Here is a 26,033-nt window from a genome sequence, read left to right on the forward strand (position 1 = left end):
TGTAGCTGATCGTTGAGACGCTGCCAGGCAAAAGACCCGTAAGGTTGATGGTGGCAGAGGAGTTCTCACAAACGGTTGCCGCCTGCGATGCCCCACTCAGCGTTGGCGTAGGGTTGACCGTGATGGTTTGTGTTCCGGACAGGCTATTGCTGCAACCCGGCGCACCGTCCTGGTAGGCCACGCTAACCAAGGTATAGGTGTAACTGCCCGAGGCCGTCGTTGGCTGGGCAACTGTTGCCGTTGCATTAGCCGGTACAGTGATCGTTTGTGTAGCGTTCGCCGGATCTTTATAGGTGACTATTACCGGTAAGCTTTGCGGATTTGAAAAGGTAATATTTGGTGAAGAGGCGTTTTGACATACTGTTACAGCTCCACTAAATGTTGCCGTCGGCGTGGTACGAACCGTGACAGTCGTGGTATTATTCGCTGCTACGTTTGTAATACAGTTGGCTGAACTTTTAATTGACGTAATTGTCACTGTTGTCGTTCCCGTACTGGCAAGTGAGGGGGTTGTGAAAGGCCCGGTTCCACCGGAAAATGTCATTGATGACGTGAGGCCTGTTGCTGCGTTTGGAGCCGAGAGATTATATGTTACCGTGTATGTTCCATTTGCCAGCGTAGAGGAATTAACGTTCAGTGTGGCAGAGCTTCCCACGCAGATCGTTGCAGAACCAATACTTAGGTTCGACAGATCGGGAGTTTGATTTACTGTGACAGAAGCCGTATTGTTCGCAGATAAAGCATTGCTAATAATTCCTGAAGCAATATTGGTAACTGTGACTGTGGTTGCACCGGCATTTGCTAAAACAGGCGTTGTGAAAGAGCCTGATCCTGCGGTTGTCACAACCATTGTTGCGGTGCCACTGCTAGAATTTGCACCACTTAAAGTATAACTGATTGTGTACGTTCCGGTCGGCAAATTTGAAGAATTGGCCGTTACGGAAACCGTGGTCGAATTTCCCGAACAAATCGGACTGGAAGCAGTTGTTGAGTTGAGCGGTCCATAGTAAGAAATTATGACCTGTCCGTCCGCACCTTTACCACCATTCTTACTTCCATTTGCGCCACCTCCACCTCCGCCTGGTGAACTTCCAGCAGACCCGTCTGAACCATTAGACGTTGAACCACTTCCACCTGATCCACCACCAGTTGGTGCAACTGCCCCTGTGACACCGCTGGCACTATTTCCATTTGCTGCAGTTCCTGCAGAGGAACCACCACCTCCACCTCCTGAGCCAGAACTTAAACCATTAGCGCCATTTCCTCCGTTGTAGGCAACATCGCCGATGCTTGCCAGTGCACTTCCACCCAAAGCACCGATGTTAGTGGTCGAAGTGTTGCCGCCCTTTGCTAAAATCGTTGCATTTGTACTGAACCAAGTGTCGCCACCTGCTGCTGTACTTGTACTTCCAAGTCCGACTGTTACAGTATATGTTTGACCAGGTATTACGCTAACCACTTTGCGTGCATATGCGCCTCCACCGCCACCGCCACCGTTAACACCAGAAACAGAACTGCCCCTTCCACCACCGCCCCATGCCTGGACAGTAATGCTTGTGACGTTTGCAGGGCAAAGCCAACTTCCACTAGTTGAGAAAGGTACTACTGTCTGTCCGTAAATTGTGTTGACAGTGAGTAAACATGTTATTAAAGAAATGAACGAGGGGAATATAGACTTGCGTAAAAATGTCTTCATAAGGCGTCGTTTAAGGGTTGAGTTGAAAAACCGGAAACAGGCAAATGGCGTGAATGGAAACCGGATCGAACACCGGGACGCAATGAGCCCAGTGGACTCAAGACGTTTACCGTCGCTGATACGAAGAAGGCGTGGGCTTTTTCCATAAAGCATTTTTGGCACTAGTGCTCGGTTTTCAAACGGGCGGTTCTACAGGGAAATGGAAATACAGGACCCCAAAAGCTGGTTTGTTCAAGCGGTTGGGGGATTATTTTCAATAAGGCTTTCGAGGAAGCTGGATGGATTTGGCTTTTGGACATGGACACAAGCAGTTGTTTCGACAGGAATGGATTCCGGTCGCAAGATAGACATATAAGAAGAATTATACAAGCGCCCCGCAAAGATTTCGGGTATGGGAAAACAGGGTTTGAACCGGCGCCCTTCCGTGCGACGGCGAAACCCTTCCTCCAGCCACCTTCTAACCCTCTGGGGCAACCGAAAAGAGATGTATGAGCAGTTGGCGATCAGCCATCAGTGGCCAGCGGTCAGCCATTGACAATTAGCCATTAAGAAAATTCTTCTACCTGATCCGTTCCAGCTTTTGGCGCAGAATCAACCCCTTGCCGCATCTCACTTCCAGCGTGTAGATTCCATCCGGAAGGCCCGGGGTCAAATCAAAATGCCAGGTTGCCGATCCACCGGCATGCGCTTTTGCCGCCTGCCAAACCAATTGATCAGCCATGTTGTAAAGTGCCAGGCGGTAATCGCCACCGGCCTGCCCCCGAAGCAGGAGATCAAAGCCGTTGCTTTTTACCGGGTTTGGAATGATGCCGGTGCCTGGAGCCAGGGATGCCGGAAGTGCTATCCTGATGATCTCTGAAAAGCTTACTTCTCCCCTTTGGTTCACCAGCCGCAGGCGGTAAAAACCCACCGGGAGCGGGGTCGTATCCCGCTGCCCGTAAACTTCCACACCCGTGCCACCCCGTGCTGCTACTGTGAACAGCGCGGCGAAATCGCGGCCATCCGCCCCTCTTTCGACCACATAGTGATTTTCCTCCTGCTCCCCGTCTACTTCCCAACGGAGGTCTACACAGGTGGAAATTGCCCGGGCCGTAAAGCTGCGCAGCCGAACCGGCAGGGTATTCAATGGAAGGCTACGGAAGACCAGGTAAAAGCGCTCCGGATTCGTTGCAGCCGCGTTACCGGCGACGGCAAACGGGTAGGACGCGGTGTCTTCCGGCAACGGCATTTCCGTTCCCAAATAGCGGTCAACCAGGACGGCCGTCAATCCCGACGAGGCAAAGCCAGTGGTTCTGAGCTCCAGCCGGTATTCTTTTTGCGACGCGTTCCACCATTTCAGGCGGACCGTATCGCCGGCATGGGGCAGAGCCTGTGCTGCCGCCACGACCAGTTCGTGGTTGTCTTTGCGGATCGCCAGATTTTCGTCGTTGTTGACGGCTTTTGTGATATCATCGCTCCCTGCAGGCCAACCAAATTCAGCCAAAACACCATCGAGTACGGTTTTCGTTCCGTTGAGGTCTGTTGTGAGGTTCACCGCCAGTTTTGCGGGGACAGCCTTGCCGTTACTGTTTTTTGCCTGTCGCAATACCGGGTGCATGGCCTCGCCGGTTGACTTGTGGGCCTGCCGAATGGTCAATGCTGTAGCCGACGGATTGCTAACCGGGACCACGAAAAAGCCTTCGCCGGACGCAATAACGGGGGAGACTATGGGATTAGCAAGGTTTCCACCGGGTACCGCTTCGTAGGCACCCGACCCATCCGGCTTGATGAGGGTGTAACCCCCGGCCGTGCCCAGCGCCGACTGCCAGATCCAGAAGTAAGGCTTCACGGCACCGGCATTGGCCGGATCATCGCAGATCTTTTGCCAGTCGATGGGTGAAGCGAAGGGATTCCCGACCAAGGTATGGCTTTGTGCCTGTATAACCGGGATGCTGTAACTATCCGATTCTTTCAAGCTTCCTCTTGCCCGAAGAACAACCGTATTTCCCGGTCCTGTGGATACAGAGCGATCGCCGCGCACAAAGAGCAGGTAAGCCTGGTGGTTGTCGAAGGCCCCGGAAATAGTTGTGGAGGAAAGCGGTTGCCAGGTTGCGTTGGCGTGGGAGACGGCGCCTTTGTACCACCGAACCGAGGCTGCAGCGGCGGCAATGGTCGACCAATAGTCGAACCCTTTTGCATTGGCGGCCGCCGCCGAACCCTGTTGCTGGCCTGTGACCAGGGTGCCGAATCCCGGCGAAAGATTGTCTGTCCCCGCACCGTTCCAGGTTCTCCCCTCCTGCCAGGCCGCATTGATGGAAGTGTTCAGGACCGGTGCCGTCAGCAGGCGCCAGCGCCGGTAGAGGTTTGCGATCGACCGTTCGACCGTGACGTTGGTTGCGCCAGCCAGGATCCCTTTGCGTTCGGCAACACGGGCTGTTTGCAGGTTGTTGGATTTCAGCACGAGGGATTGATTGGCCAGGTTCAGACTGCCGCCGGCAATGTTTAGCTCCCTGTAAATATTCAGCCTGGTCCCCAGGGTAACCGTGCCACCGTTGACAGTGAATGAACCCAAGGCATTCGAAACGCCATCCGTTGCCTGCGAAAAGTTGAATGTTGCATTGGCACCATTGCTCACCAGCGAGGACAGGCTGCTGCCGATAAAGGTGCCGGTGCCCGTGCAATTGCCGTTGATCGTCAGCTCTTTCCCGTTCAGGTTCACCGACCCGGCGATCATCGCCAGCGTGCCGCTGACCGTCTTGTCTGTATTGAGCACAAGGGCGGGGCTGCCTCCGCCACTGAGGTTTATTGTGAAATGGGAAGGTGCGTTCAGCGAAGGCCATTCCAACCCAGCGGTATAGGTTCGGCCCGCACCGCCGTCGATGTAGGCCAGCGTGGCGCCGGGCGGGAAAACCGGGCTGCTGCCGGCAAGTGCAGCCGTTCCACCGCGAATAAAGGTTTGGGTTACGGTAAACGGGACGGCCGCCGTTTTTGTGCCGCTGCCGGCCACCCGGAGATTGCTGTACACAAATCCCGGCGTGATCACCTGGTTTGCACCTTCGTATTCCACAGTAGACCCGGGGTTCAAAACCACTGCGGGATTGTTCGCACTTAAGACGGCAGCATTGATGGTTCCGTACAATCCATTTACCGAGGTGGTTTTTAAACTGCCACCGTTTTTGACCTTCAGGGTTGTACCTGCCTGCATCATTATCCCACTTAACGGCGCCGAAACATTGCTACCTGAAATCTCCATGTTGGCATATTGAATGGCCGGACCTCCACCCTGCCGCATGATACAGGTGGTGGTATTGGAATTTGTGAATTCGATAGTGGTTGCCGGCGACAGTGTGTATGTGCCAGCCAGGTCGGGTTTTGTACCGGTACCGCCAACTAAAAAACGGCTGGTTCCGGTCATCACCAGGCCATTTCCCAGGCCCCCGATGGAATGCAGGGACCCGTCGAGGATTACCGAACCGTCGATGGTGACTGCTCCTGCCAGCGCAATTGCGCTCGTGGGTGTTTTGGTTCCGGCGCCGCTAAAAACCAGGTTTTCATAGGCCAAGCTGGCCTGGACCGTTTGATCGCCCAGGCGGCCATAGTCGACGGTGCAACCCGGCACCAGGACCGGGACTAGCGAGGGAAGGCAGGTTCCCGATCCGACGAAGCCCTGTTGGTCGCGGGTGATGAACCGACCGCTGACCGTGACAGTTGGTGTACCGCCCAGAAAGGTGACGGCACTTTCTCCGCCATTATCGAAGGTTGCACCCGGCTGGACCAGCAACTGCGCATTGTTGTTCAGGTAAAGATTTTCCGTAGCCAGGCCGGAAAGCGCCATGGTTGCACCGACTGCGACGGTGCACGATCCCTGCACAATTAGATTTCCCCCGCCCTGTGCGGTCTTTTTCCCGGTTCCGGATATGTTGAGGTTGTGGTAGGCCGGGCCAGTCGTCGTGATGAGCTGATCGCCGCCCGCGTTGTAATCGATAGCAGAACCTGCAGCAAGACTGATTGAGAAATTGCCGGTCTTCAACGTACCCGAAGCGTTCACGAATCCGGCAGCATTGGCCGTTTTTACCATGCCCGTTGCCGCAACGGAAAAAGACGCCGTACCCGATGCGGTTTGCAATTGCGCGGTGCCGGCATCCAGTGTTCCGTTTATGACCATTTTGTTATTGGCAGAAAGCGTTTTGTTTGCTGTTAACGATGCCGCACAACCGCTTTCGATAGCCAGGTCGCTGTTGAGCCTTCCGGCACCGCCGATTTCTGCGGTTGCGCCGGTGAGATGGATGGTTGTTGCTGCCACCAGATCGCCGCTGCCGGTGATGCCATTCCGGATCTCCAGCGTTCCGGTCACAGCTTTGAGGTTGAGAGTCCGGCCTGCCGATACATCCAGTTCTCCAAGGATCGTCGTCGCACCGGGACCGCCAAGATTGGACGTATTGGGCGAATTGTAGCGAAAGACAGGAATGGCCGCGGCATCCTGCGCCGGGAAAAATGTACCGGTCATCGCCGGTGTTCCCGTATTGGTATATTCAAACACGGCCCCATCGGCATACCTGTAAGAAGGCGTCTGATAATTCAACACAGTGGTGTTTCCACTCAGTGTGAGCACCGCACCGGAGCCGACCCGGAAACTTGCGCCAGGGTTGAGTACCGGCGCAACCGCAGCCGCTATGTCGAAAACGCTTCCGGCGCCCTGCAGCACGATGTCATCGCCTGGCGAATCGGTTACCACCAGGTTGCCACCTGCGTAAACAATTCTGCCTCCCGGTTTCACTGCCAGCTTACCAATAACCAGATCACGGCTAACTGTCACCACGTGCCCACTTAAGATCGATATGCCTGCGGCAAGGCTGGAGGGAACGGTGTTGGTAGCAAGTGTCCACGTCAATCCATCCGGTGAGGATTCCCATGTATTCAGATCATTCCAGTTGCCACTGGCTCTCGTTCTGAAATATGCGGAAGATGCGGGGACCAGGGAAAGGGAAAAATCGTCGATTCCCATTCCAGCAGACGATGTTGGCGTTGCATCGGTCCAACGGAATGTAACGGTTGTGCCATCCGGGATATTCAATCCCACAATGTTCACGGGTGCGATGACGGTGCGATTCGCGTTGCTGTTCCCATCCACAGCCGCTGCGGCACCGGTGCCCGGCGTTGTAAATTCAAGTTCCGGTACAGCGGTCCATCCCGAAGCGGCATTCAGGGCCACATCGCCTAGCTGGTAGGAAAACGACAGCTTGTCCGCAACCCCGCTCAATCGCCATAGTTCACCAGTATACCCAACCGAAATTGTCGAAATCGTTTGCCCGGTGTTATTCGTAAATTTCCACCCAATGAACGACTGTAAATTACCGGATTGAAAAAAGCCGAAGGCCCGGTCGGTTGCGGGATTGATCCCCGATACACCAAAGCTATACGTGTCGCCGGCTGCGTTGCTCCCGGTACCGGCGAGGTAAGTCCCATTTTGGTTGATACCGGTTTCCAAAAAGGACCAGCCTTCTGCAAAAATTCCTCCCGACTGAGTAGCGGAGCCACTCGATACCAAGGCGTCAAAATTTTGCAGGACCGGCGTGTTGACCGTTGCCAGGCTGACCTGAGCCCATGTGAAGGTTCCCGGAATATTGATTGCCAGGAAAATGAAAACCCTGTATGGCTTTATCATGATTGCAGGTTTGATCGATCGCAGGAACGATGAATACGGCAATGCATTCGCGGCATGGCAGTAACGTTCATACCAAACCGAAAGGAAGGGAGGGAGATGTTGGCAGTCAGACGTCAAAAGTGAAACAGGGAAAATCTTTCGCTTCGTCGAGGACGTCTTTCTCACCATTCCCTTTTCCGTTTCACCACCAGTTGTCTCCTTCTTGAGCGGTTGGGCATCAGTTCTGCTTTTCATGGAAAAACAATTACAGCTTCCCGAGAGAAACGAATTGGAAAGGTTTGATCAGACGATATTCAAACCAGTCCTGGGTTGTGGTTACCATCTTCGCTACTGGGCTGTAAGAAAATAAGGGAGAGAGAGTCATTTTTTACAGCTAGTTATCCTGGTTGCTTCAGGGCCATTCTGCAGCCAAACCCGGTTCATCATCGGGAATCAGGCGATTTCTGCAGAAAACCCGGATAAATATAGTTAATATTTTATTTATATGTAATTTATCTTCAATTTATTTTTCGTGGGTTTCTCTTCTTATTTGTGATGAGGAGATGGTGGATGACGGATGAAAATAGGGCAATCGGCAATCAGACGTTGGTTGTAGGGGGAGTGTATAGCGACCCTATGGGGTCGGGCCAGGAAGTTCAAGCCGATTTCGTCCTTACAGGGCTTGCGAAATGTTTTTCGTTTGTCTGCCGGTTTACCGGCCGCTTGAGACATTTGTCCTTCGGGGTCAGCCCGAATCGCTGTCCTGGCAGCAGGTTGTTTCCTTCGGTCTGCCGGCGATTTAAAAATGTGCGTGATAACTTCTTTGTGAAGGAAAAAATATTGCCTGTGACAATTCCAGAATGTTACGTTGTTCTGAAACTGGATGCCCATCCCCTATTGCCAGGAAAGGTTGTGACGGAAGATGCATTGGATGATTTAGCCTAGCGTGTCGTAACCGGCACTTTCTTTCTTCTGGCCGGTGCTGTATTTCCTTACGCCATAAACCGCTCCTGCTGCCAAAAGAAAAACAAGGCCGCCGTCGAGGGGGCAGTAAGGATCGGGTTGTGTATCCGGGTCGGGGCTGGGCGGACATTCGGTAGGAGGCGGTTCGTCAAGTCCCGTCTGCGCCATCAGCATTTTACTCATGCCGAAAACGGAAAAAAAGAAAATGAAGACGATCTTTTTCAGGGCTTTCCTCATTACCGCTAGAATTGGGTTCAAATATAACAGAAAATCCTGCGAGATGGAAGTGCCGTTTTCCGGTACCGCTGAATGATCGACGAACTTTTGTGCCGGCAAGTCCAGCATGGCTTTTCCACTACAGGTAATCACCGGTTCCCGTGTTATTTTACCACCTGCAGGTTTTGCACTGTGCGCTGACCGGAACCATCCTTCACTTCAAGGTGATAGACTCCCGCCCCGATGTTTTGCGGCAATGCCAGCTTTTCGGCAAGCGTGCCACCGGTGTACTGAACGGTTTTGCGTAAAACCGTTTGCCCGGCCATCGTATACAGGGAAAGCGAATAGGTTCCCGGTAGCCTGTTCTGCAGCAAAAGACTACACTCATTGCCAAGAACCGGGTTTGGATACACGGCCATTGTTTGATTTGCCTTTTGCAACTGCACCTTTACAATGGCTGAATATTTTATCTCGCCATTACTCCCGGAAATTTTGACCCGGTAATAGTTCATGGCTGCCGGCTGGCCGTCCAAATACGTATAGGTTTTTTCGCCTGCTCCAGGCGTTTTTTCGATTGTTGCCAAGGGCGTGAAGGTAGCCGCGTCGACCGATCGCTCAACCTGGTAATTTTTGCAGTCCGTTTCATCGGTAACTGACCATTGGACAGAGACTTCTTTTGTGCTTTTTGCCTCCGCTTTTATGCCGGTGATCGAAAGCGGTAATGCAATGGCGGCACGGAAGGCAAGATAAAAACGCGAGGGATCTTTTGACGCAGCATCGGACGTCACGTTGAAAGAATAGGTTGTGGTTGCATCATTGGGATCCAGCGGCGTTTCTTTTTTCAGGAAGCGATCCCCAAGCACCGGCGCAAGGCCTGTACCGGTAAAGTTGACTGTTTTTAGTTCCAGCTGGTAAGGCTTACTTGTTGTATTCCACAACCGGAATTTCAGCGTATCGCCCAGTTGCGGCTCAGCTCCTGAGGTCACGATGTAATCACCGCCTGTTTTTTGTATGGAAAGGTTTTCGGAACTGTTGATCGCCTTGACCATGTTGTCGCCGGCCGCCGACCTGTACGTATCGTTGTACTGGGTGAGGGCACCGTCTACCAATACCGGGTTAGCATTGTCTGTTGCGTCGTATAAATTGACGTAGAGTTTTGCATCTTCACTACCCAAAAGCCGGAAGACCGAAATGCCCGGGGTGGCTGATGATTTTTGCGATTCTTTGAGGGTGATGGCATTATCGGCAGTGGCCGTTGCTGTTGGCATAACAAAGAATCCTTCACCGGAATGGATGTAGCGGTTGGCCGGTGACTGGCTTCCGTTTCCAGGGATCGCTTCGTACTGGCTGCTGCCCGCCGTTACCGGTCGCATCAGCACATAGCCACCGGAGGAGCCCAGAGAAGCCTGCCAGATATAAAAGGAAGACTGAATTTTGGTATTGTTGGCGTCGTAAACCGCCTTGAAATCCAGGGGAGACGCATAGGGATTCCCGATCAGCGTGTGTGTGTTTGCTTTGGAAACAGGCACTGTGAACGTTCCTTTCTTCAGGGTTCCCGTGGGCCGTAAGGTTGTTGCACCCGCGGCAGTGCCGGAGTAGACAGAACGATCGCCGCGAACAAACAACAGGTAGGCCTGGTTGCTGTTGAAAGCCGTTGCCGTTACCGTCGAGGAAACGGGCTGCCAGGATGCCTGGGAGTTGGTCGTCGCCGGAGCATAATAGCGCAGTGAGGCAGCGCCATTGGCAATGGCCGTCCAAAAATCGAATCCTTTTGCATTGGCTGCCGCAGCGGTCCCCTGCTGCTGACCGGTGATCAGGGTACCTGTGCCGGTGGCCGGAATGGTCGTCGTACCGTTCCAGGTACTGCCTTCCTGCCAGGCTGCACTGATGGTTGTATTCGACACCGGAGCGGTGACAAGGCGCCAGCGACGGCTGCTCCAGGCCGGGATATACCGTTCGACCGTTACATTGGTTTCTCCTGCGAGGGTGCCCCTGATCTCTGCTACATAGGCGGTCTTACTTGCACCAGATTTCAGCACCAGGTTTTTGGCCGCCAGGTCGAAGGTTCCGCCGGCAATGTTCAGTGCCGTATAAATATTCAGCTTGCTGCCCAGGGTTGCCGTACCCGATGAAACGGACATCAATGCCAGTGCATTGGTTGTGCCATCGGTTGTCTGATCGAAATTCAGCGTGCCTGCCACACCCGAAGCTGCAACGGTCAACGCCGACGCAGACGACCCGCGAAGTGAACCGGAGCCGGAGACCGTTCCGCCAAGTGTCAATGTTTTACCGTTCAATGCCAGGAAACCGGATTGCAGGGCCAGGGCCGTTGCTACGGTATAGTCGTCATTTATCGTCACGCCTGCCGCATTAGCGACTGTCAAATTTTTAATCGTTGCTGAAACGCTGCCGGCGGGTATGTTTTGTGCCGCCGAACCATTGAACACAAGGGATCCTGCTGCCGCGTTGATGGTGCCAGCGGACCGGTTGATGGTGCCTGAAATGGTTTGGGTACTCGTGCCCGCATCATAAGTTCCACCCGTGAGTACCAGTGAATTGCTAATCGTGGTGTTGTCGGCCGTTGATACCCCCGCCGTGTTGTTGATGGTGAGGTCTTTTACGCTACCGGTGAAGGTGCCGGCCGGGACCGATTGTGCCGCGGTGCCGCTAAAGACAATGCCACCGGCATTTGCGCTAATGGCGCCGGCTGTTCTTGCCACATTACCATTAATCGTAACCGTATTGGTGCCAACAGCAAATGTTCCTGCAGTCAGCGACAGAGAATTGCCAACGGTAAGGTTTCCTGCGGTTGTCACGCCGGCTGCGTTGTTGATAGCCAGGTCTTTCACACCGCCCGTGAACGTGTTGGCCGGGATGGTTTGCGCTGTTGTGCCACTGAAAACAACACCGCCTGCACCTGCGCCTATTACGCCGGCCGTTTTCGCCACATTACCATTAATCGTAACTGTATTGGAGCCAACAGCAAATGTTCCGGCAGTCAGCGACAAGGAATTGCCCACGGTGAGGTTTCCTGCGGTTGTTACGCCAGCTGCGTTGTTGATAGCCAGGTCTTTTACGCTACCGGTGAAGGTGCCGGCCGGAATGGTTTGCGCAACTGACCCGTTAATGATGAAAGCGCCATTACTTGCGTTTACCGTTCCACTGGTTTTGGTAATCGTGCCTTTGATTGTTTGCGTGGATGTCCCGGTGTTATAGGTTCCGGCATTCAGAGCCAGCGTACCGGTCAGGGTCAGGTCGGCATTCACATTGACGCCCGCTTCATTGCTGACCGTGAGATTGTTGACCGTAGTGGTAAAGATGCCCGCGGCAACGGTTTGGGCACTTGTTCCATTGAATGCTACTGTTCCGGTTGCCGCATTGATGCTGCCGGCGGACCGGGTTACGTTCCCACCCAGAGACAAAGTTGTCGTACCCAGCGCTAATGTTCCAGTCGCCAAATCCAGGGTATTGCTCACCGAGATATCGGACTGCGGTGTCAGCCCCATCGCGTTGTTGATGGTGAGGTCTTTTATGCTTCCGGTGAAGGTATTGGCCGGAATCGATTGTGCCGTTGTGCCACTGAAGACCATTGCACCGTTGCCGGCATTGATAGCCCCTGCGGACCTGGTAATGGACCCTTTTATCGTTTGGGTGCTTGAACCGGTATTGTAGGTTCCGGCAGTTAGCGCCAGGGTGCCTGTCAGGGTCAGATCTGCAGCTGTATTCACACCCAGTGAATTGTTTACCGTCAGGTTGTTGACGGTGCCGGCAAACACGCCTGCGGCAATGGTTTGAGCACTGCTTGTCCCATTAAATGCGATCGTTCCAGTTGCTGCGTTGATGGTGCCGGACGTACGAGTCATATTCCCACCAAGTGACAGGGTTGTCGTACCCAGGGCAAATGTTCCTGCCGACAGATCAAGGGTATTGCTTACGGTCATATTTGCTGCCGTTGTTACACCCTGTATATTATTGATGGTCAGGTTTTTTACCGCCCCGCTAAAGACGCCGGAAGGAATTGACTGGGGGACCGTACCGCTGAACGCGACGGTACCGCTTCCGGCCGATATAACCCCACTGGTCCGGCTGATCGAGCCTTTCACGGTCAGGGTTTTTGTGCCCGTTTCCAATGTACCCGAAGGCAGGCTTAACGTGCCCTGCAATGCCAGGTTGCCACCGAGAATGACCGTTGTTCCTATCCCGGTTACAGTCAGGTTATTATAGGTCGGTTCAAACGCCGTTCCGGACGTCAGCGACAAGCCCAGTGCGCTGTAATCCAGCAGCGTTTTGGATGTGTTAATGGTGGTCGCATTCAGCGTTACATTGTCAATCATCACTGCATTACTGACATTGTTGGCCGCGTTATAGGCATAAATCTTTAGAAAAAGGTAAGGCTGGTTTTCGGAGCCGGCAGGAAGGCTAAACTGCAGATTGGAAAAGGTTGTGGAAAGTGAAAGCGACCCTGTTGTCGACGCTACGTATGCTGATGAAGAGGGAGCCGTGGTCGATGTATTGGTTGCCCAAGCAATTGCAAGAAAGGTTCCCGTTGTCGATGCCATTGCATCCAGGCTCAGTGTCAAACCACTAAAACCGGACGTGTTCGTCATGAAACCAAAATAATCGCTTGTGCTGGCCCCGGGATTTGACCCAGGCCATTTGTTGCTGGAAAATGCGGTTCCGGCGGACGTTCCGTGGTTAAAAATCCCGGCACCTGCTGCGGCGATATCGATCGGTGTTGGCGGACTGTAGGTCCGTACAATGGAGGTGCTGCCTGAATTAATCGCCTGTTCGGGTGTTTGTTCAAGTGTTGTCCGTGACGAATTGTTCTCAAAATCGTAGTATAAGACAGGGACCTGCGCCGAGGCAGAAGCAGAAAGCAAAAGGGAAAACAGTAGCAGTACTGTCGTTTTCATTCCGGTACGATTTTTTAATAGAAACCCGTTCGTTTCTAAACAAGGATTTACGGATCGGGGACAAACATAGACTTTCCCCTCAAATTCTCCTAGTAGTTCTTACCGAGGAAACCTAAGTAATTCCACCTAGATTAGGTGGAATCCAATACAGGCAAGGGTTTCAGCGAAAATCGTTTGTTTGAAAAAAGTTATTCACACCGGGTTCATGCGTCTTCTGATGCGTATTTTTTACACGATCCTGACTCTCTGACCTTCCAGATAAACGGTTATCCACAAGCGATTCCGGGAACTCCCCTCTTTGTTAGCGGTTGATGAAATCCGGACCGAACAAACCTTGCGAAAGTGCCGTCCGTCGCCTTCATTTGCATTTTTTCTGCCGGCTGCTGCACCCGTTTTACCGATGCACATTTCGTTGTTAATGCAATTTTTAAAAAATTAAGGTAATCCACCTAGCGCCAACCGGGAAAGGCTGTTGAAAGTTCGAGGCTGCTGCCTGCTTTTTTCCAGGCGACCGTTGAAACGCCGTTACAGATGACGAGGTATTCGACCGGAACAGAAAGGTGGTAGCGGAGTGCCTGCTGCAGAACATCCTCGCTGAGCACCACGGCCGGGGCCTTGCATTCGACCAGCATCCAGGGCTGATGGCCGGCATCGTACACAAGAATATCGAACCGTTTTTTCAGCCCGTTGACAAAAATTTCCTTTTCGAGTGCAATGGCTTGTTTGGGATAGTGAAGGACAGTTGTAAAATAGGCCACCAGGTTTTGCCGCACCCATTCTTCTTCTGTTAACAGAAGCCAAGACTTGCGAATGGCATCGAAGATGTACTGCTTCTCCCCCTTTTTCTTGATCCGGAATTGCGGCGGCGGGAACGGCACCTGAATCATGCGTCAAACCTAGGACAAAAACAGTTCACGAGTTCGCGAGTTCACAAGTTCACCGTTTAGGCGCCAGGGTGGAGAGGGATTGCGCAAGTTCTCCGTAACCAACAAGCGAAGTTTTCTAAATTCGTGGCCATGAAGACGAAAGACGATATCGTACGGAACTGGCTGCCCCGGTATACCGGCCAGCCGTTGGAAAGCTTTGGGAAGTATATTTTATTGACGAATTTCAGCAATTACGTACGGCTTTTTGCCGAATGGCACCAGGTGGAGATCGGCGGCCCGGACAAACCGATGCAGTGCGCCACGGCCGACGGCATCACCATTATCAATTTCGGGATGGGCAGCCCGACGGCTGCCACCGTAATGGACCTGCTTACCGCGATCAACCCCGAAGCCGTGCTTTTCCTGGGAAAATGCGGCGGACTGAAAAAACGCAACAAACTGGGTGACCTGATCCTGCCGATCGCCGCCATTCGCGGGGAGGGTACATCGAACGATTACCTGCCGGAGGAAGTGCCTGCCCTGCCGGCCTTCGCCCTGCAAAAAGCCATTTCCACCACCATCCGCGATCACAGCGTGGACTATTGGACCGGAACCGTTTACACCACCAACCGCCGCGTGTGGGAGCACGATGAAGAGTTTAAAGCCTACCTGCAGAAAGTACGTGCCTATGCCATTGACATGGAAACGGCAACCATTTTCATGGTTGGATTTGCCAACCGCATTCCCACAGGGGCGCTACTGCTGGTGAGCGACCAGCCCATGACACCGGAAGGCGTGAAGACCGAGGAAAGCGATAAAAAAGTGACGGAGCAATACGTGGAGCGCCACCTCCGGATCGGGATCGATTCGCTGAAGCAACTGATCAATAACGGACTGACGGTACGGCACTTACGGTTTTGATATTGGATATTGGATATTTGATATTGGATATTCGTTATTTGTTATTGCGTTATTCATCTGACAGATGGGCATTGGCATTCTGCCTTGCCGTGACTATTTTTTTATGAAAGTACTCTTCATCAGCATCCTGGCCGCAGTGGCGCTGGTTCAGCAGAAATGCAACCGGGAAAGTCTTCCTGCCCACTGTTACAAGGGGCGACTGGAGATCAAAGCCATCTGCGGCAATTACACGATCTCGGTTTTGGAAGGCGCCATCGATTCTTCGCAGGTTGAAAACTCCTGGACGGACGAGAACACGAAGAAAACCTACCGTAAGGTGTTTGCACTGGCAAATCCCTGCAGCTTCCCCGATTCGATCCGCGAAGGACAGGAATTTTATTTTACACCTGGTACAACAGTTCAAAACTGCATGGTGTGCCAGGCTTATTATCCCAAACCCGCCAAAGCGCTTGCCATCCGGGTGCTTGACAAACCCTGCCGCTAACCATGGAGCCACTTCTCCGGATCGAAAACCTGTGCATTGATTTTGTGTCGGAAGGCCGAACCAACCGCGCCGTTGATTCTGTTTCCTTTGCTGTTGAAAGAGGGGAGATCGTTGCGCTGGTGGGTGAAAGCGGCTCGGGCAAGTCCGTCACGTCTCTTTCCATCCTGCAGCTTCTGCCCCAGCCGCCGGCGCGGTATGCGGCCGGCCGTATCCTGTTCAGCGAGGCAAACAACGAACCGGTTGACCTCCTGCAGCTTTCGCCACAGGCCATCCGCACCATCCGCGGCCACAAGATCGCCATGATCTTCCAGGAGCCCATGACCTCGTTAAACCCCGTCATGACCTGCGGCCAGCAGGTAAAGGAAGCCCTGCTTGTGCACAAAAAAATTTCCGGCGCCGAAGCCCGGCGACGAACCATCGACTGGTTTGAAAAGGTAAAGCTCCCCGAGCCGGAACGGCTGTTTGACCGTTATCCTCACCAATTGAGCGGCGGCCAGAAACAACGGGTGATGATTGCCATGGCCATGTGTTGCGAACCGTCGCTGCTGATCTGCGACGAGCCCACTACCGCACTGGATGTGACGGTGCAAAAAACCGTGCTGGAGCTGATCCGCCAGTTGCAGCAGGAACAGAACATGGGGGTCATTTTCATCACGCACGACCTGGGCGTGGTTGCAGAAATTGCCGACCGCGTGGCCATCCTTTACAAAGGCGCCATCGTGGAGGAAGGTGCAGTACAGGACATTTTCCGTGGGGCCAAACATCCCTACACCCAGGCCCTGATCCAGTGCCGGCCGGCCCTGCATTCCAAAGGAGAACGGCTGCCAACGGTGAGCGACTACCTGGAGAAAGAAAAGCCCGGCCCGGCCCTGCCAAAGCCGGCCGCTGCCCCGGCAAGAGGGGAAAGGGAAAGCCTGCTCCGGGTGGAAAACCTTTCGGTGAAATTTCCCGGAAAGACCAACCTGTTTGGCAAGCCAAAGGGATTTTTCACAGCGGTAGACGATGTGTGTTTTTCTCTCTTTAAAAACGAAACACTGGGACTGGTGGGAGAATCGGGCTGCGGGAAAACAACGCTTGGGCGCACCCTGCTCCGGCTCATCGAACCGACATCGGGCCAAATCGTTTACAACGGCCAGGATATCACCCGCCTTTCGAAACCGGCGGTAAAAGAACTGCGGAAAGAGGTGCAGCTGATCTTCCAGGATCCCTATTCTTCTCTCAATCCGCGCCTGACCATCGGCGATGCCATTGCCGAACCCATGCTGGTGGCCGGCATCGAACCCTCGCTGCGGGAGCGAAGGAAAAAAGTGGCTGCCCTGCTGGAACGGGTGAACCTGTCGGAGGCGATGATGAACCGGTATCCCCACGAATTCTCCGGCGGACAGCGGCAGCGCATCGTGATCGCCAGGGCACTGGCCCTCGATCCGGGTTTCGTGGTTTGTGATGAATCGGTATCGGCGCTGGATGTCAGCATACAGGCGCAGGTGCTGAACCTGCTGAACGATTTAAAAAGGGACCTCGGTCTGAGCCTGCTGTTTATTTCGCACGACCTGTCGGTTGTGCGGTATATGTGCGACAGTATCCTGGTGATGCGGGCCGGCAAAATCGTGGAAAGCGGGAACGCGGAAGAGGTGTACAACCATCCCCAACAGGCCTATACCCAAACGCTGATTGATGCTGTGCCGAAAATCCAGGTTTCGTAAACAGCACTACCGGTCGGTTCGCTCCCGAAAAGCGATGCCCTCTCCTGAAGACTCGTCTTCTTCGTAAAATTTTGCCGCGCTTTTTCGCCGGCTGTACAATCGCTTTTTCAGCAGCTTTTGAACCTGCTCTTCTTCGGATGTCCCCACAGCCAGCTTTGTACCGGTGAGTTGGGTGAACCCATAATCAATGTCCTTCTCTCCTGCTTCCACGACACTCGAAAATGTGAACTGCGTGCTGTCGGAAGGCAGGAGTCCAACGGTTGCCAGTTTCCAGGCATTCTCGCTCTTTTTTTCCTTGTATTTGAACACGTACACCTCTCCTTCCTGCTCACTGGCACAGATATGTTTTTTGGTGAGGAAGACCAGTGTGTCCGGACGATTGTATGCTTCCAGGTTCAATAAGAGGCTGCGGGAAAGGTCCAACTGATTTTTATATCTAGCCGGGAACAAAGCGGGCTTGTCCAGCTCCTGCAAGGCTTCCAGCAGCAAATAGCGGTATTGATCGAGGGCAGCAAATTCGTTGAGCACAGAACCGGGCACGGGCCTGTTGTTGCGAAGCAACAGCATCGCGATTTCAAACCGCAACTGCACGTCATTGCTTTTGCCCAACTGGCCAAGCATGGTGGCCACCTGCGGCTCGGCATCCCAAAACGGGAGGAGCAGCGCGGCATAGCGAACCAGTTCGGGGTTGCCGGGATCCAGCTGCGGCCGGGAATCGTCGTCGCTGTCGCCCTCTTTTTCATCCTGCCGGGCTTTTTCAATGGCCCTGGTTTTTTCCTGGATGGCCTGCTTTTTCAGTGCCTGTTTTGCTTCGAGCAAAAACCGCGGCAGGTAGGAAGCGTAAGCCTGCGGTGCCAGGAGGTTACTGTCCACCAGAAGCCCCATGAGGCGCAGCACCGGTTGCTCGTAGTCGTCGAGATTGAGCAGGGGCAGCAGGTCTTTGATAATACCTGCGGACAGGGAAAGACTATCGGACAAGCGATCAAAGAAAAAATTGTCACCGGGATCGCTGCTGCTATTCCGGTTGGTGCCGAGAACCGGCGGGTCGCCCTGTACCAGTTGGGCAAAGGTTGCAAAGGAATAGGCCGTTTTCTGCGCCAGCAGGGCGTCCAGCGCAGCGTATTGCAGTTCCAACGTATCACCAGCGGCGACATAGACCTCTTTCAAAAAATCCGACGCGTCTTTGATGGCAATGCCGGATAGGCCGTTGATAAAATCCTTTTTTACATCGAGGTAATTTTTTTCCTTCCATGAAAGGTTGCGGATGCCTTGCCGGAGTGCGGGGAAATCGGTGGAGTCGAAGACCACCGAACTGATATTTTTGATGGCTTTTTTGTGCAGCGAACTGTCGGGGCTAAACAACTGCGAAAAGAAGAAACCGCTCTTTTTCTTTTTCAGGTCCGCATCCTGCAGCAAGTCTTCCGGTTGAAAGGTCCGGAAAAAATCTGCGATAAACGAACTGCGGGCAGACAGGGTGTCCAGTTCCGTTTGCAGGCGGTAACCGCTGCCGCCACGGGCAAAGATTTTTCCTTTCAGCATGCGGCTGCTGTTGCGACCGCCCAATTCGTATTCGTACACCACCATCCCGCCGGACAGGGTGTCTCTTTTTTGCCAGCGCATCACCCACTGTTTCCGGAAGGCGGCCGAATCCTGCCGGTCTTTTTTCTCCGGCCGGGACACGTAGGCCGAGGGCTTGTACAGCGAAACGGCAATCTTCTCCCCCGTGGAGTCGCCTGCCACGAGGAGGCTGTTATAGGTTCCGTTGTCGACGAGGCTGTCGTCATCGTCGCTGCTTCCGAAGTAGGCTTCTTCGGGATACATCCGGAGCTTGTTTTTCTTTTCCAGCAAAACGGGAGTCTTCACCGAAAAACGCAAAAGTGTGTCGTGTTCCAGTTTCGATTCGCCGTATACAAAAGGCCGGATGGCAAAGGAGTTGAAAAACCGTTGCATCAGCCGGTTTTCCTTTTTTGCATTGCTGACCAGCGTGTAGTAGTGCGGCCCCTGGATAAGGAACCGGGCCACCGTGACGGTGCTGTCTTTGCAACGGTATCTGGCTTCCAGTGCCGGGTAGCCGTTTACGCTGATCCGTTGCCGCGAAAGATTCCTGCCGATGTTTTCCGAGGCGGCAAAGCTTTCTTCCATCAGGTCCAGGTCGAACGAATCTTCTTCCAAAAAATCGTGGTTGTGAATGTCGGTGCGAATGACCTCGACGGCGGTTTTGGACTCCGCATCATAGCCCGCACAGAGCCAGTCGCCTCCCTTATAGACCAGTGGTGCCTGTGGCATGTCGACTTCAAATCCACCCGAAGCCGGTTGCCATTTTTTCCAGGCGGTTTTTGTCTCGTTGAGCTGGATAGAACCGAAAAACCGTTCGGCTTCGGTGCCGCGGCTGACATAGTTGCCGTTGCCGCTCATTTTGAACACCAGCAGTTCAAAGGGCGTGATAAAAATGTTGTAGCGCTGAACATCGCCGCGACGGGTGCGGTTCAGAATGTCGAACCCGCGATAGCCGTTTTTCACCACCGGCCGTTTCGATAAAATTTTGCCGGGAATATTTTCGTAAAGCACACTGTCCAATTTGCGCAGCACGTCTGCTTCCGACTGGCCCATGATGGCGGCGTTGGTCATCACCCGCGTCACGAGATAGTAACTGCCGTTGACCATGTCGGCGTGCTGTTTCATATCGAAGCCGCTGCTGCCGCGGCCAAAACTGAAAAGCTTACCCGGCACCGCCACCGAATAAAAACCATCTTCTGCCGTTTGCCGGGAAAACTGCACCGGCACTTTCAGGCTTTCGAGGCTTTCCTTGTGACGGCTGTCCTGCTCCTGCATCCGGATGGGCCGCAGGAGGTAGCCTTTCTTTCGCAGCAGTTCGATCACGCCGCGGCTACCCGGCAGGTGGGCCGCTCCCACACCAACAAACAGCGGTGTTCCCGACCGGAGGATGGAGTCGATGGAGGCCGCCTGGATCTCGTTGCGGCGATACAGGAACTTCTCGTCGAAAGCGGCCGACTGGCTATTGACCTTGTTGATGGTATCGAGCAGGTCGAGGTTACCGGTGCGGTAAGCTTCTTCCATGCGTGCATAGGAAAAGTTGTCGTCGTAATCGTAGCTGCGGCTCTTTTTTTTCTCTTTGGCCGCGTCGGCATAGGCTTCTTTGACGAGCTGCATGCTTCCATCGAAATCCTCCACACCACAGACCTTTTTACCCAGTTTGCGGCCGGTCTGAAAAATGTGCAGGTCGAGATAGGTATCTTCTTCAAAATCGCCGGACGATTCGGAGTTGCTCCGGTAAAGAAAACTGTTCAACAGGGAAGGGCTGCTGTACAGCGCCGCTTCCACCGCTTTTTCAAATGATGCCAGTTTGAGGGAATTGATCGTGAGATAATCGCGGGGCGTGGTTTCGCCGCCTGCTGCACTGCGGTAGCGGCCCATCATCGCGTTCAGTCCTTCGCCTTCGAGGTCGTAACGGGAAAAATTTTCCTGCCAGGTTCCGGGATTGGTTTCAAGAGCTACCACATCTGCATGTCGGATGGCGTAATAAAACGAATCGGAAAGGTGGAAGACCATCTTGCTGCTCACGTGCATGGTACCAAAGAGGTAGGACGGTTTTTGTCCCTTGCCGGAGATCTCCCACAGAAGGCTGGGGTATTTCTCCGCTTTGATTTTTGTTTGGGAAAAAGACGGCGTCAATCCTAGGAAAACGGCACAGGCACAAAGCAGGCATTTCATGAAACGAAGCGATTGAATGGATAGAATGAGGACCCTGAAGGTAAGACAAAGGAAGGGGGTAAAATGTGGCCTGCGGAAAAAAATATCGACCGCACGTTGAAATCCCCTACTTTTGCGGCCTTTATATGCTAAATGACCAACCTCGGTGCCGTAAGACCGGGATTGGAAGAAACCCCTCTCCTTCGCACGCTGGTTTGTGTCAGTTGGCCTAAAATTTTTGAACTTAAGCCCATGAAGCTTTCACAATTCAAGTTTGACTTACCGCTCAATCTCATTGCCCAACATCCTGCTAAAAAACGTGAAGATGCCCGCATGATGGTCGTGAACCGCAAGACCGGAGAAATGGAGAACCGCCATTTCCGCGACATCCTCGACTACTTCGACGACAAGGATGTTTTCGTGGTGAACAACACCCGGGTATTCTCGGCCCGCATGTATGGCCGCAAAGAAAAAACCGGCGCCAAGATCGAAGTGTTCCTGCTCCGCGAACTGAACAAAGAACACCGCCTCTGGGATGTGATTGTTGATCCCGCAAGAAAGATCCGCGTGGGCAACAAGCTTTATTTCGGCGACACCGAAGAACTGGTGGCCGAAGTGATCGACAACACCACCAGCCGTGGCCGCACCATCAAATTCCTGTTTGAAGGCACCGACGACGAGTTTCGCCAAGTGCTGGACAAATACGGAGAAACGCCGCTTCCCAAATACATTAAGCGCAAGCCCGACGAAGAGGACCGCGAACGCTACCAGACGGTCTATGCCAAGCACGAAGGTGCCGTGGCTGCACCGACGGCCGGTTTGCACTTCAGCCGCGAACTGATCAAGCGTTGCGAGATCAAAGGGATTCGATTTGCGGAAGTCACCCTGCATACCGGGCTTGGTACGTTCCGCCCCATCGAAGTGGAAGACCTGAGCAAGCATAAAATGGACGCGGAATATTACCGCATCGAAGAAGCTGCATCCAAAGTGGTCAACAAGGCCAAGGAAGGCAGCCGCCGCATCTGCTCGATCGGCACCACGACCATGCGTGCCCTGGAAAGCTCGGTAACGGCACAGGGATATCTGAAACCGACGGAAGGCTGGACGAATATCTTTATCCACCCGCCCTACGATTTCAACATTGCCGATTCGCTGGTTACGAATTTCCATCTTCCCAAAACCAGTTTGCTCATTATGACCTGCGCCTTTGCCGGCTACGAGCTGACGATGGAAGCGTACAAAAAAGCCATCAAGGATAAATACCGTTTCTTCAGCTACGGTGATGCGCTGCTGGTGATTTAAGTGCGGATATTGGGATATTGAGATATTGAGATATCGAGATATTTTTCCCGGAAATAAAAAAAACGTCCTGTCAAAAGCAGGACGTTTTTTTATGCCCCGATGATAAAGAGGCAGATGGCACTCGTGCCCAGGCCATACAACAGTGTGAACAGCAGGATGGAAAAAATATAGAAGAACAGCTTGCGGACAACCGACAACCGGTTGAGACGGGCAAAATTGACCGACCACCAGGTTACCAGGCAAAAGCTGGTCAAAAAACAAAAGGTCATGATGCCGCTTTCCGTTGACGTGCCCTGGATCTGGTCGTATTGCATCCCGCAGCGGAAGACAAAGGCCAGCAGGGCGGCGATGCTAAAAAAGGCGTTGTTCAGGTAACAAAACAGCACATCGGATTCCCGCCTGGTTACCGGTACGCTAAACAGGAACCGGAGCAACCTGCCTGCCAGCACGGACAGAAGAATCTGTGCAAAATAAGCGAGGGCAAAAATGACGAAGATGATCAGCTCGAAAAACAGCTGGAAGATATCGTTGCCATATTTCTCCTGCAGGTCGTTGTTCACCGGGATCCAGCTTTGCTTGATCATAAAGATCAGCGCGGCCGTAAAGATCAGGGCCAGTTCGAAGGATTGCATCGCGTTTTCCTTGAAATCGTTTTTTTCGAACGGTGCTACCTTGAGCGAGGGCCGTTTAAAGAACCGGAACGACTCGCCGTAGTGACGAAAGTAGCGGCGAAAAAAGCCGAAGATCCCCCCAATAAAATCCTTTGGACCTTCGATAAAAATGGACCGAAAAACAGTCCCCAGTACGGAAGGCTGTTTTTCGGTCAGTTCTGTTTCAGCAACAAATTCGGCGTTTGTAACGATGTCGTTTCCAGGTACGGCTGGTGCAGTCAGATTTTCCATTTGCATGGGCAGATTGGTTGTGCGGCTAATTTAAGCCAAACAAGCCGGAATTCAGCCCTTTCAGCACGTCGGTTTTTTGTGCCGAGTCGACCAGCAGGGAAATGTTGTGGGCACTGCCGCCATAGGACACCATGCGCACATCCACGTTCTGCAGGCTTTCAAACACTTTTTTCAGCGTGTCGGGATGCGCGGCGATCTCGTTGCCCACAATGCAAATGATGGTTTGTCCTTTGTCGACACCGACCGTGCTAAAGCTTTCCAATTCCCGCACGATTTCCGTAAGCGAAGCGTCGTTGTCGATCGTTACCGACACGGCCACTTCGGAGGTGGTGATCATGTCGATGGGCGTGCGGTATTTTTCGAAAATCTCGAACACGCGGCGCAGGAAACCGTAGGCCAGCAGCATGCGGCTGCTCCTGATGTTGACGGCGGTGATGCTGTCTTTGGCTGCCACCGCTTTCACACCCACGGACGCCGCTTTTTCCACGATGATCGTCCCTTTTGCTTCGGGCTCCATGGTGTTGAGAAGCTTGACGGGAATGTTGTATTGCTGGGCGGGCCAGATGGATGCGGGGTGCAGGATCTTCGCGCCGAAGTAGGCCAGTTCCGCTGCTTCGTCAAAGCTCAATTGCTCGATGGGAATGGTTTTGTTGACCACGCGGGGGTCGTTGTTGTGCATGCCGCTGATATCGGTCCAGATCTCGCAAACAGATGCTTTGATAGCGGCCGCGATCAGCGAGGCGCTGTAGTCGCTGCCACCGCGTTTGAGGTTGTCCACCTCTCCTTTTGCATTGCGGCAGATATAGCCCTGCGTGATGAAAAGTTTTTTACCGGGGTGTTGCGCCAGCGCGGTTTTGATCTTTTCGCGGATCGCTTCCACCTGGGGTTCGTCGTTCGCATCGATGCTCATAAAGTCGAGCGCCGGCAGCAAGGCATGGTCGATGCCTTTTTCGCCGAGGTAAATGCTGAACAGTTTCGTGGACAGCAGTTCGCCCTGTGCAAGGATGTCCTTGTTGAGGGCTTCGTTATAGGAAATGCGGAGAATGATGTTGAGAAATTCAAAATGTTCTTTCAATACGTCTTCCGCCTTTTGCAGCGCTTCCGGTGTGGCCACCAGTTCTTTGATAAAAGACCTGTATTGCGCTTCCAGTGCGTCGATCTTTGTTTTGGCTTCGGCTTTGTTGTTGGCAGAAAGAAAATTACCGATTTCCACAAGGCTGTTGGTGGTACCGGAAACGGCACTCAGCACGACGATCTTGTCTTCGTTGTCTTTTGTAATCAGGTTGGCAACTTCGTGCATCCGGTGCGGCTTTCCCACAGAGGTGCCGCCAAATTTCATGACTTTCATTTTCGGAGAGCTGGTTTTTTAATGAGGCGTAAAGATAACCGCGGGATTTTTTAATCGATCGTCATACCAGGGGCAGGTCAAACTTTTCTCCCAGCGTTTTTAAATCGTCGACCACGGCCTGCAGGACCGGGATGCCAGCGTGTTTCCGCTCCGCTTCCATTTCCCGTTCCGGGTCGCCGGGGATGAGCACTTTTTCAAAGCCACCGGCTGTTTTGGCCGAACGGAAACGACGGATCCAGTTGTCCATGTGCTCCCTGAACTCCGATGCAGGACGGAAGGCATCCACCCGCATGGCGCCAAAAAAATGGCCGATGCCTTTGCCGGGCATGCCGGTCGGCATGGGCACATAGGCCGGGAAGGGCGGCACCCAGGGACCGTAATTGGCGCCGCTCAAAACGGCCGAAAAAATATCCACCACGGCACCCAATGCATAGCCTTTGTGGCTGCCGTGTTCACGGTCGCCGCCAAGCGGAAGCAGGGCACCGCCGTTTTTCAGTTCATGGGGATTCGTTGAGGGATGGCCGTCCTTGTCCTGTATCCAGCCCAAGGGCGCTTCTGCATTTTTACGCTGCAGGATCTCCAGCTTGCCGTTGGCTGCCGTGGTGGTGGCCAGGTCGGCAACAAAGGGCGGCTCTTCGCCTGCCGGGATCGAAACACAAATCGGGTTGGTGCCCAGCAGCCTCTCCACCGAAAATGTGGGTGAAACCAGGGGGCTTGCATTGGTCATGCAAATGCCGATCATGTCGTGCTCGAGGGCCATCATGGCGTGGTAGCCGGCGATTCCAAAATGATTGCTGTTTTGAACACTCACCCATCCCGTACCTACATTATTGGCCTTGTCGATGGCGATCTGCATGGCTTTGGGTGCCACTACCAGACCAAGACCGCTGTCGCCGTCGACCGTTGCGGTAGACGGTGTTTCGTGAAGAATTTTTATTACAGGTGTTGCATTGACACGCTTTGCTTCCCACAAACGCACATAGCCGCTCAGGCGGGCAATGCCGTGGGAGTCCACACCACGTATATCGGCTGAAAGTAAAACGTTGGTGGCCAGGGTGGCATCCTCTTCGGGACAGCCGATTTTCAGGAAGACGGATTTTGTAAAATCGAAAAGCTGTTGAAAAGAAAATACTGTAGACATGCGCAAAGAAACGAAAAAGTGTGTTTTAGGTTTGGCAGTTGGGGTTTAAGGCCATCATTCCAGGTCGCCCCTTCGCCTGGCTGTCTATTCCTAATTGCATTTGTTTTCGCTACCAACGACCCGTTTAAAACCGCCAGGTACTTCTGTAAACATCCAACTACCCATCGGCTGTAAGAATGTCCCTGCAAAAGAAATAGTTTCGAAAACCGGAGAAATGCTAACAGATGTTGTAACTTAATATTGA

The 26,033-nt window shown here is 53.3% G+C and carries 13 protein-coding genes; 4 read left to right on the forward strand and 9 right to left on the reverse strand.

From position 1 onward, the window contains the following. The 5 genes from D6024_RS26900 to D6024_RS22685 form a co-directional block, all read right to left on the reverse strand. Positions 1-1,696: glycine-rich domain-containing protein (locus tag D6024_RS26900; protein ID WP_205573354.1), on the reverse strand; the 1,696-nt coding region annotated here is incomplete at its 3' end. Between the two features lie 559 nt (positions 1,697-2,255). Next, entirely contained in the window at positions 2,256-7,340 is a 5,085-nt protein-coding gene (locus D6024_RS22665; protein ID WP_121357110.1) for a beta strand repeat-containing protein, read from the reverse strand. 915 nt (positions 7,341-8,255) lie between these two features. Then, positions 8,256-8,519 carry a PID-CTERM protein-sorting domain-containing protein gene (locus D6024_RS22675; RefSeq protein ID WP_121357297.1) on the reverse strand — a complete coding sequence of 88 codons (264 nt, stop codon included), beginning with the start codon at positions 8,517-8,519 and terminating at the stop codon, positions 8,256-8,258. Positions 8,520-8,662: 143 nt separating this feature from the next. Then, positions 8,663-13,411 (reverse strand): T9SS type A sorting domain-containing protein, encoded by a 4,749-nt coding sequence (locus tag D6024_RS22680; protein WP_121357112.1) that lies wholly within the window; start codon positions 13,409-13,411, stop codon positions 8,663-8,665. 449 nt (positions 13,412-13,860) lie between these two features. Next, positions 13,861-14,298 (reverse strand): type I restriction enzyme HsdR N-terminal domain-containing protein, encoded by a 438-nt coding sequence (locus D6024_RS22685; protein ID WP_121357113.1) that lies wholly within the window; start codon positions 14,296-14,298, stop codon positions 13,861-13,863. A gap of 129 nt (positions 14,299-14,427) precedes the next feature. Between D6024_RS22685 and D6024_RS22690 the strand changes: the two genes are divergently transcribed. From D6024_RS22690 to D6024_RS22700, 3 genes are all read left to right on the forward strand, one after another. Further along, a complete protein-coding gene (locus tag D6024_RS22690) occupies positions 14,428-15,198 on the forward strand; it encodes an AMP nucleosidase (protein ID WP_121357114.1) in 771 nt (256 codons plus the stop codon). 103 nt (positions 15,199-15,301) lie between these two features. Further along, complete coding sequence (locus D6024_RS22695) at positions 15,302-15,682, forward strand: hypothetical protein (protein ID WP_162944951.1); 381 nt, start codon at positions 15,302-15,304, stop codon at positions 15,680-15,682. Between the two features lie 2 nt (positions 15,683-15,684). Beyond that, positions 15,685-17,385 (forward strand): ABC transporter ATP-binding protein, encoded by a 1,701-nt coding sequence (locus D6024_RS22700; protein ID WP_121357116.1) that lies wholly within the window; start codon positions 15,685-15,687, stop codon positions 17,383-17,385. Between the two features lie 6 nt (positions 17,386-17,391). Here D6024_RS22700 and D6024_RS22705 read toward each other — a convergent pair whose 3' ends face one another. After that, entirely contained in the window at positions 17,392-21,117 is a 3,726-nt protein-coding gene (locus D6024_RS22705; protein WP_121357117.1) for a TraB/GumN family protein, read from the reverse strand. 231 nt (positions 21,118-21,348) lie between these two features. On the opposite strand from D6024_RS22705, the gene queA reads away from it, so the two are divergent. Beyond that, a complete protein-coding gene (gene queA / locus D6024_RS22710) occupies positions 21,349-22,398 on the forward strand; it encodes a tRNA preQ1(34) S-adenosylmethionine ribosyltransferase-isomerase QueA (RefSeq protein WP_121357298.1) in 1,050 nt (349 codons plus the stop codon). 89 nt (positions 22,399-22,487) lie between these two features. Here the strand turns inward: queA and D6024_RS22715 are convergent, their stop codons facing one another. The 3 genes from D6024_RS22715 to D6024_RS22725 form a co-directional block, all read right to left on the reverse strand. Further along, positions 22,488-23,300, reverse strand: coding sequence for a hypothetical protein (locus D6024_RS22715; protein ID WP_162944952.1), 813 nt, complete (start codon positions 23,298-23,300; stop codon positions 22,488-22,490). Between the two features lie 25 nt (positions 23,301-23,325). Further along, positions 23,326-24,648 (reverse strand): aspartate kinase, encoded by a 1,323-nt coding sequence (locus D6024_RS22720; RefSeq protein WP_121357119.1) that lies wholly within the window; start codon positions 24,646-24,648, stop codon positions 23,326-23,328. Between the two features lie 61 nt (positions 24,649-24,709). Further along, positions 24,710-25,789, reverse strand: coding sequence for an Ldh family oxidoreductase (locus D6024_RS22725; protein ID WP_121357120.1), 1,080 nt, complete (start codon positions 25,787-25,789; stop codon positions 24,710-24,712). Positions 25,790-26,033: the final 244 nt, after the last annotated feature.

Origin of the sequence: Flavisolibacter nicotianae (genome assembly GCF_003628535.1) — a bacterium.
Taxonomy (GTDB): domain Bacteria; phylum Bacteroidota; class Bacteroidia; order Chitinophagales; family Chitinophagaceae; genus Flavisolibacter; species Flavisolibacter nicotianae.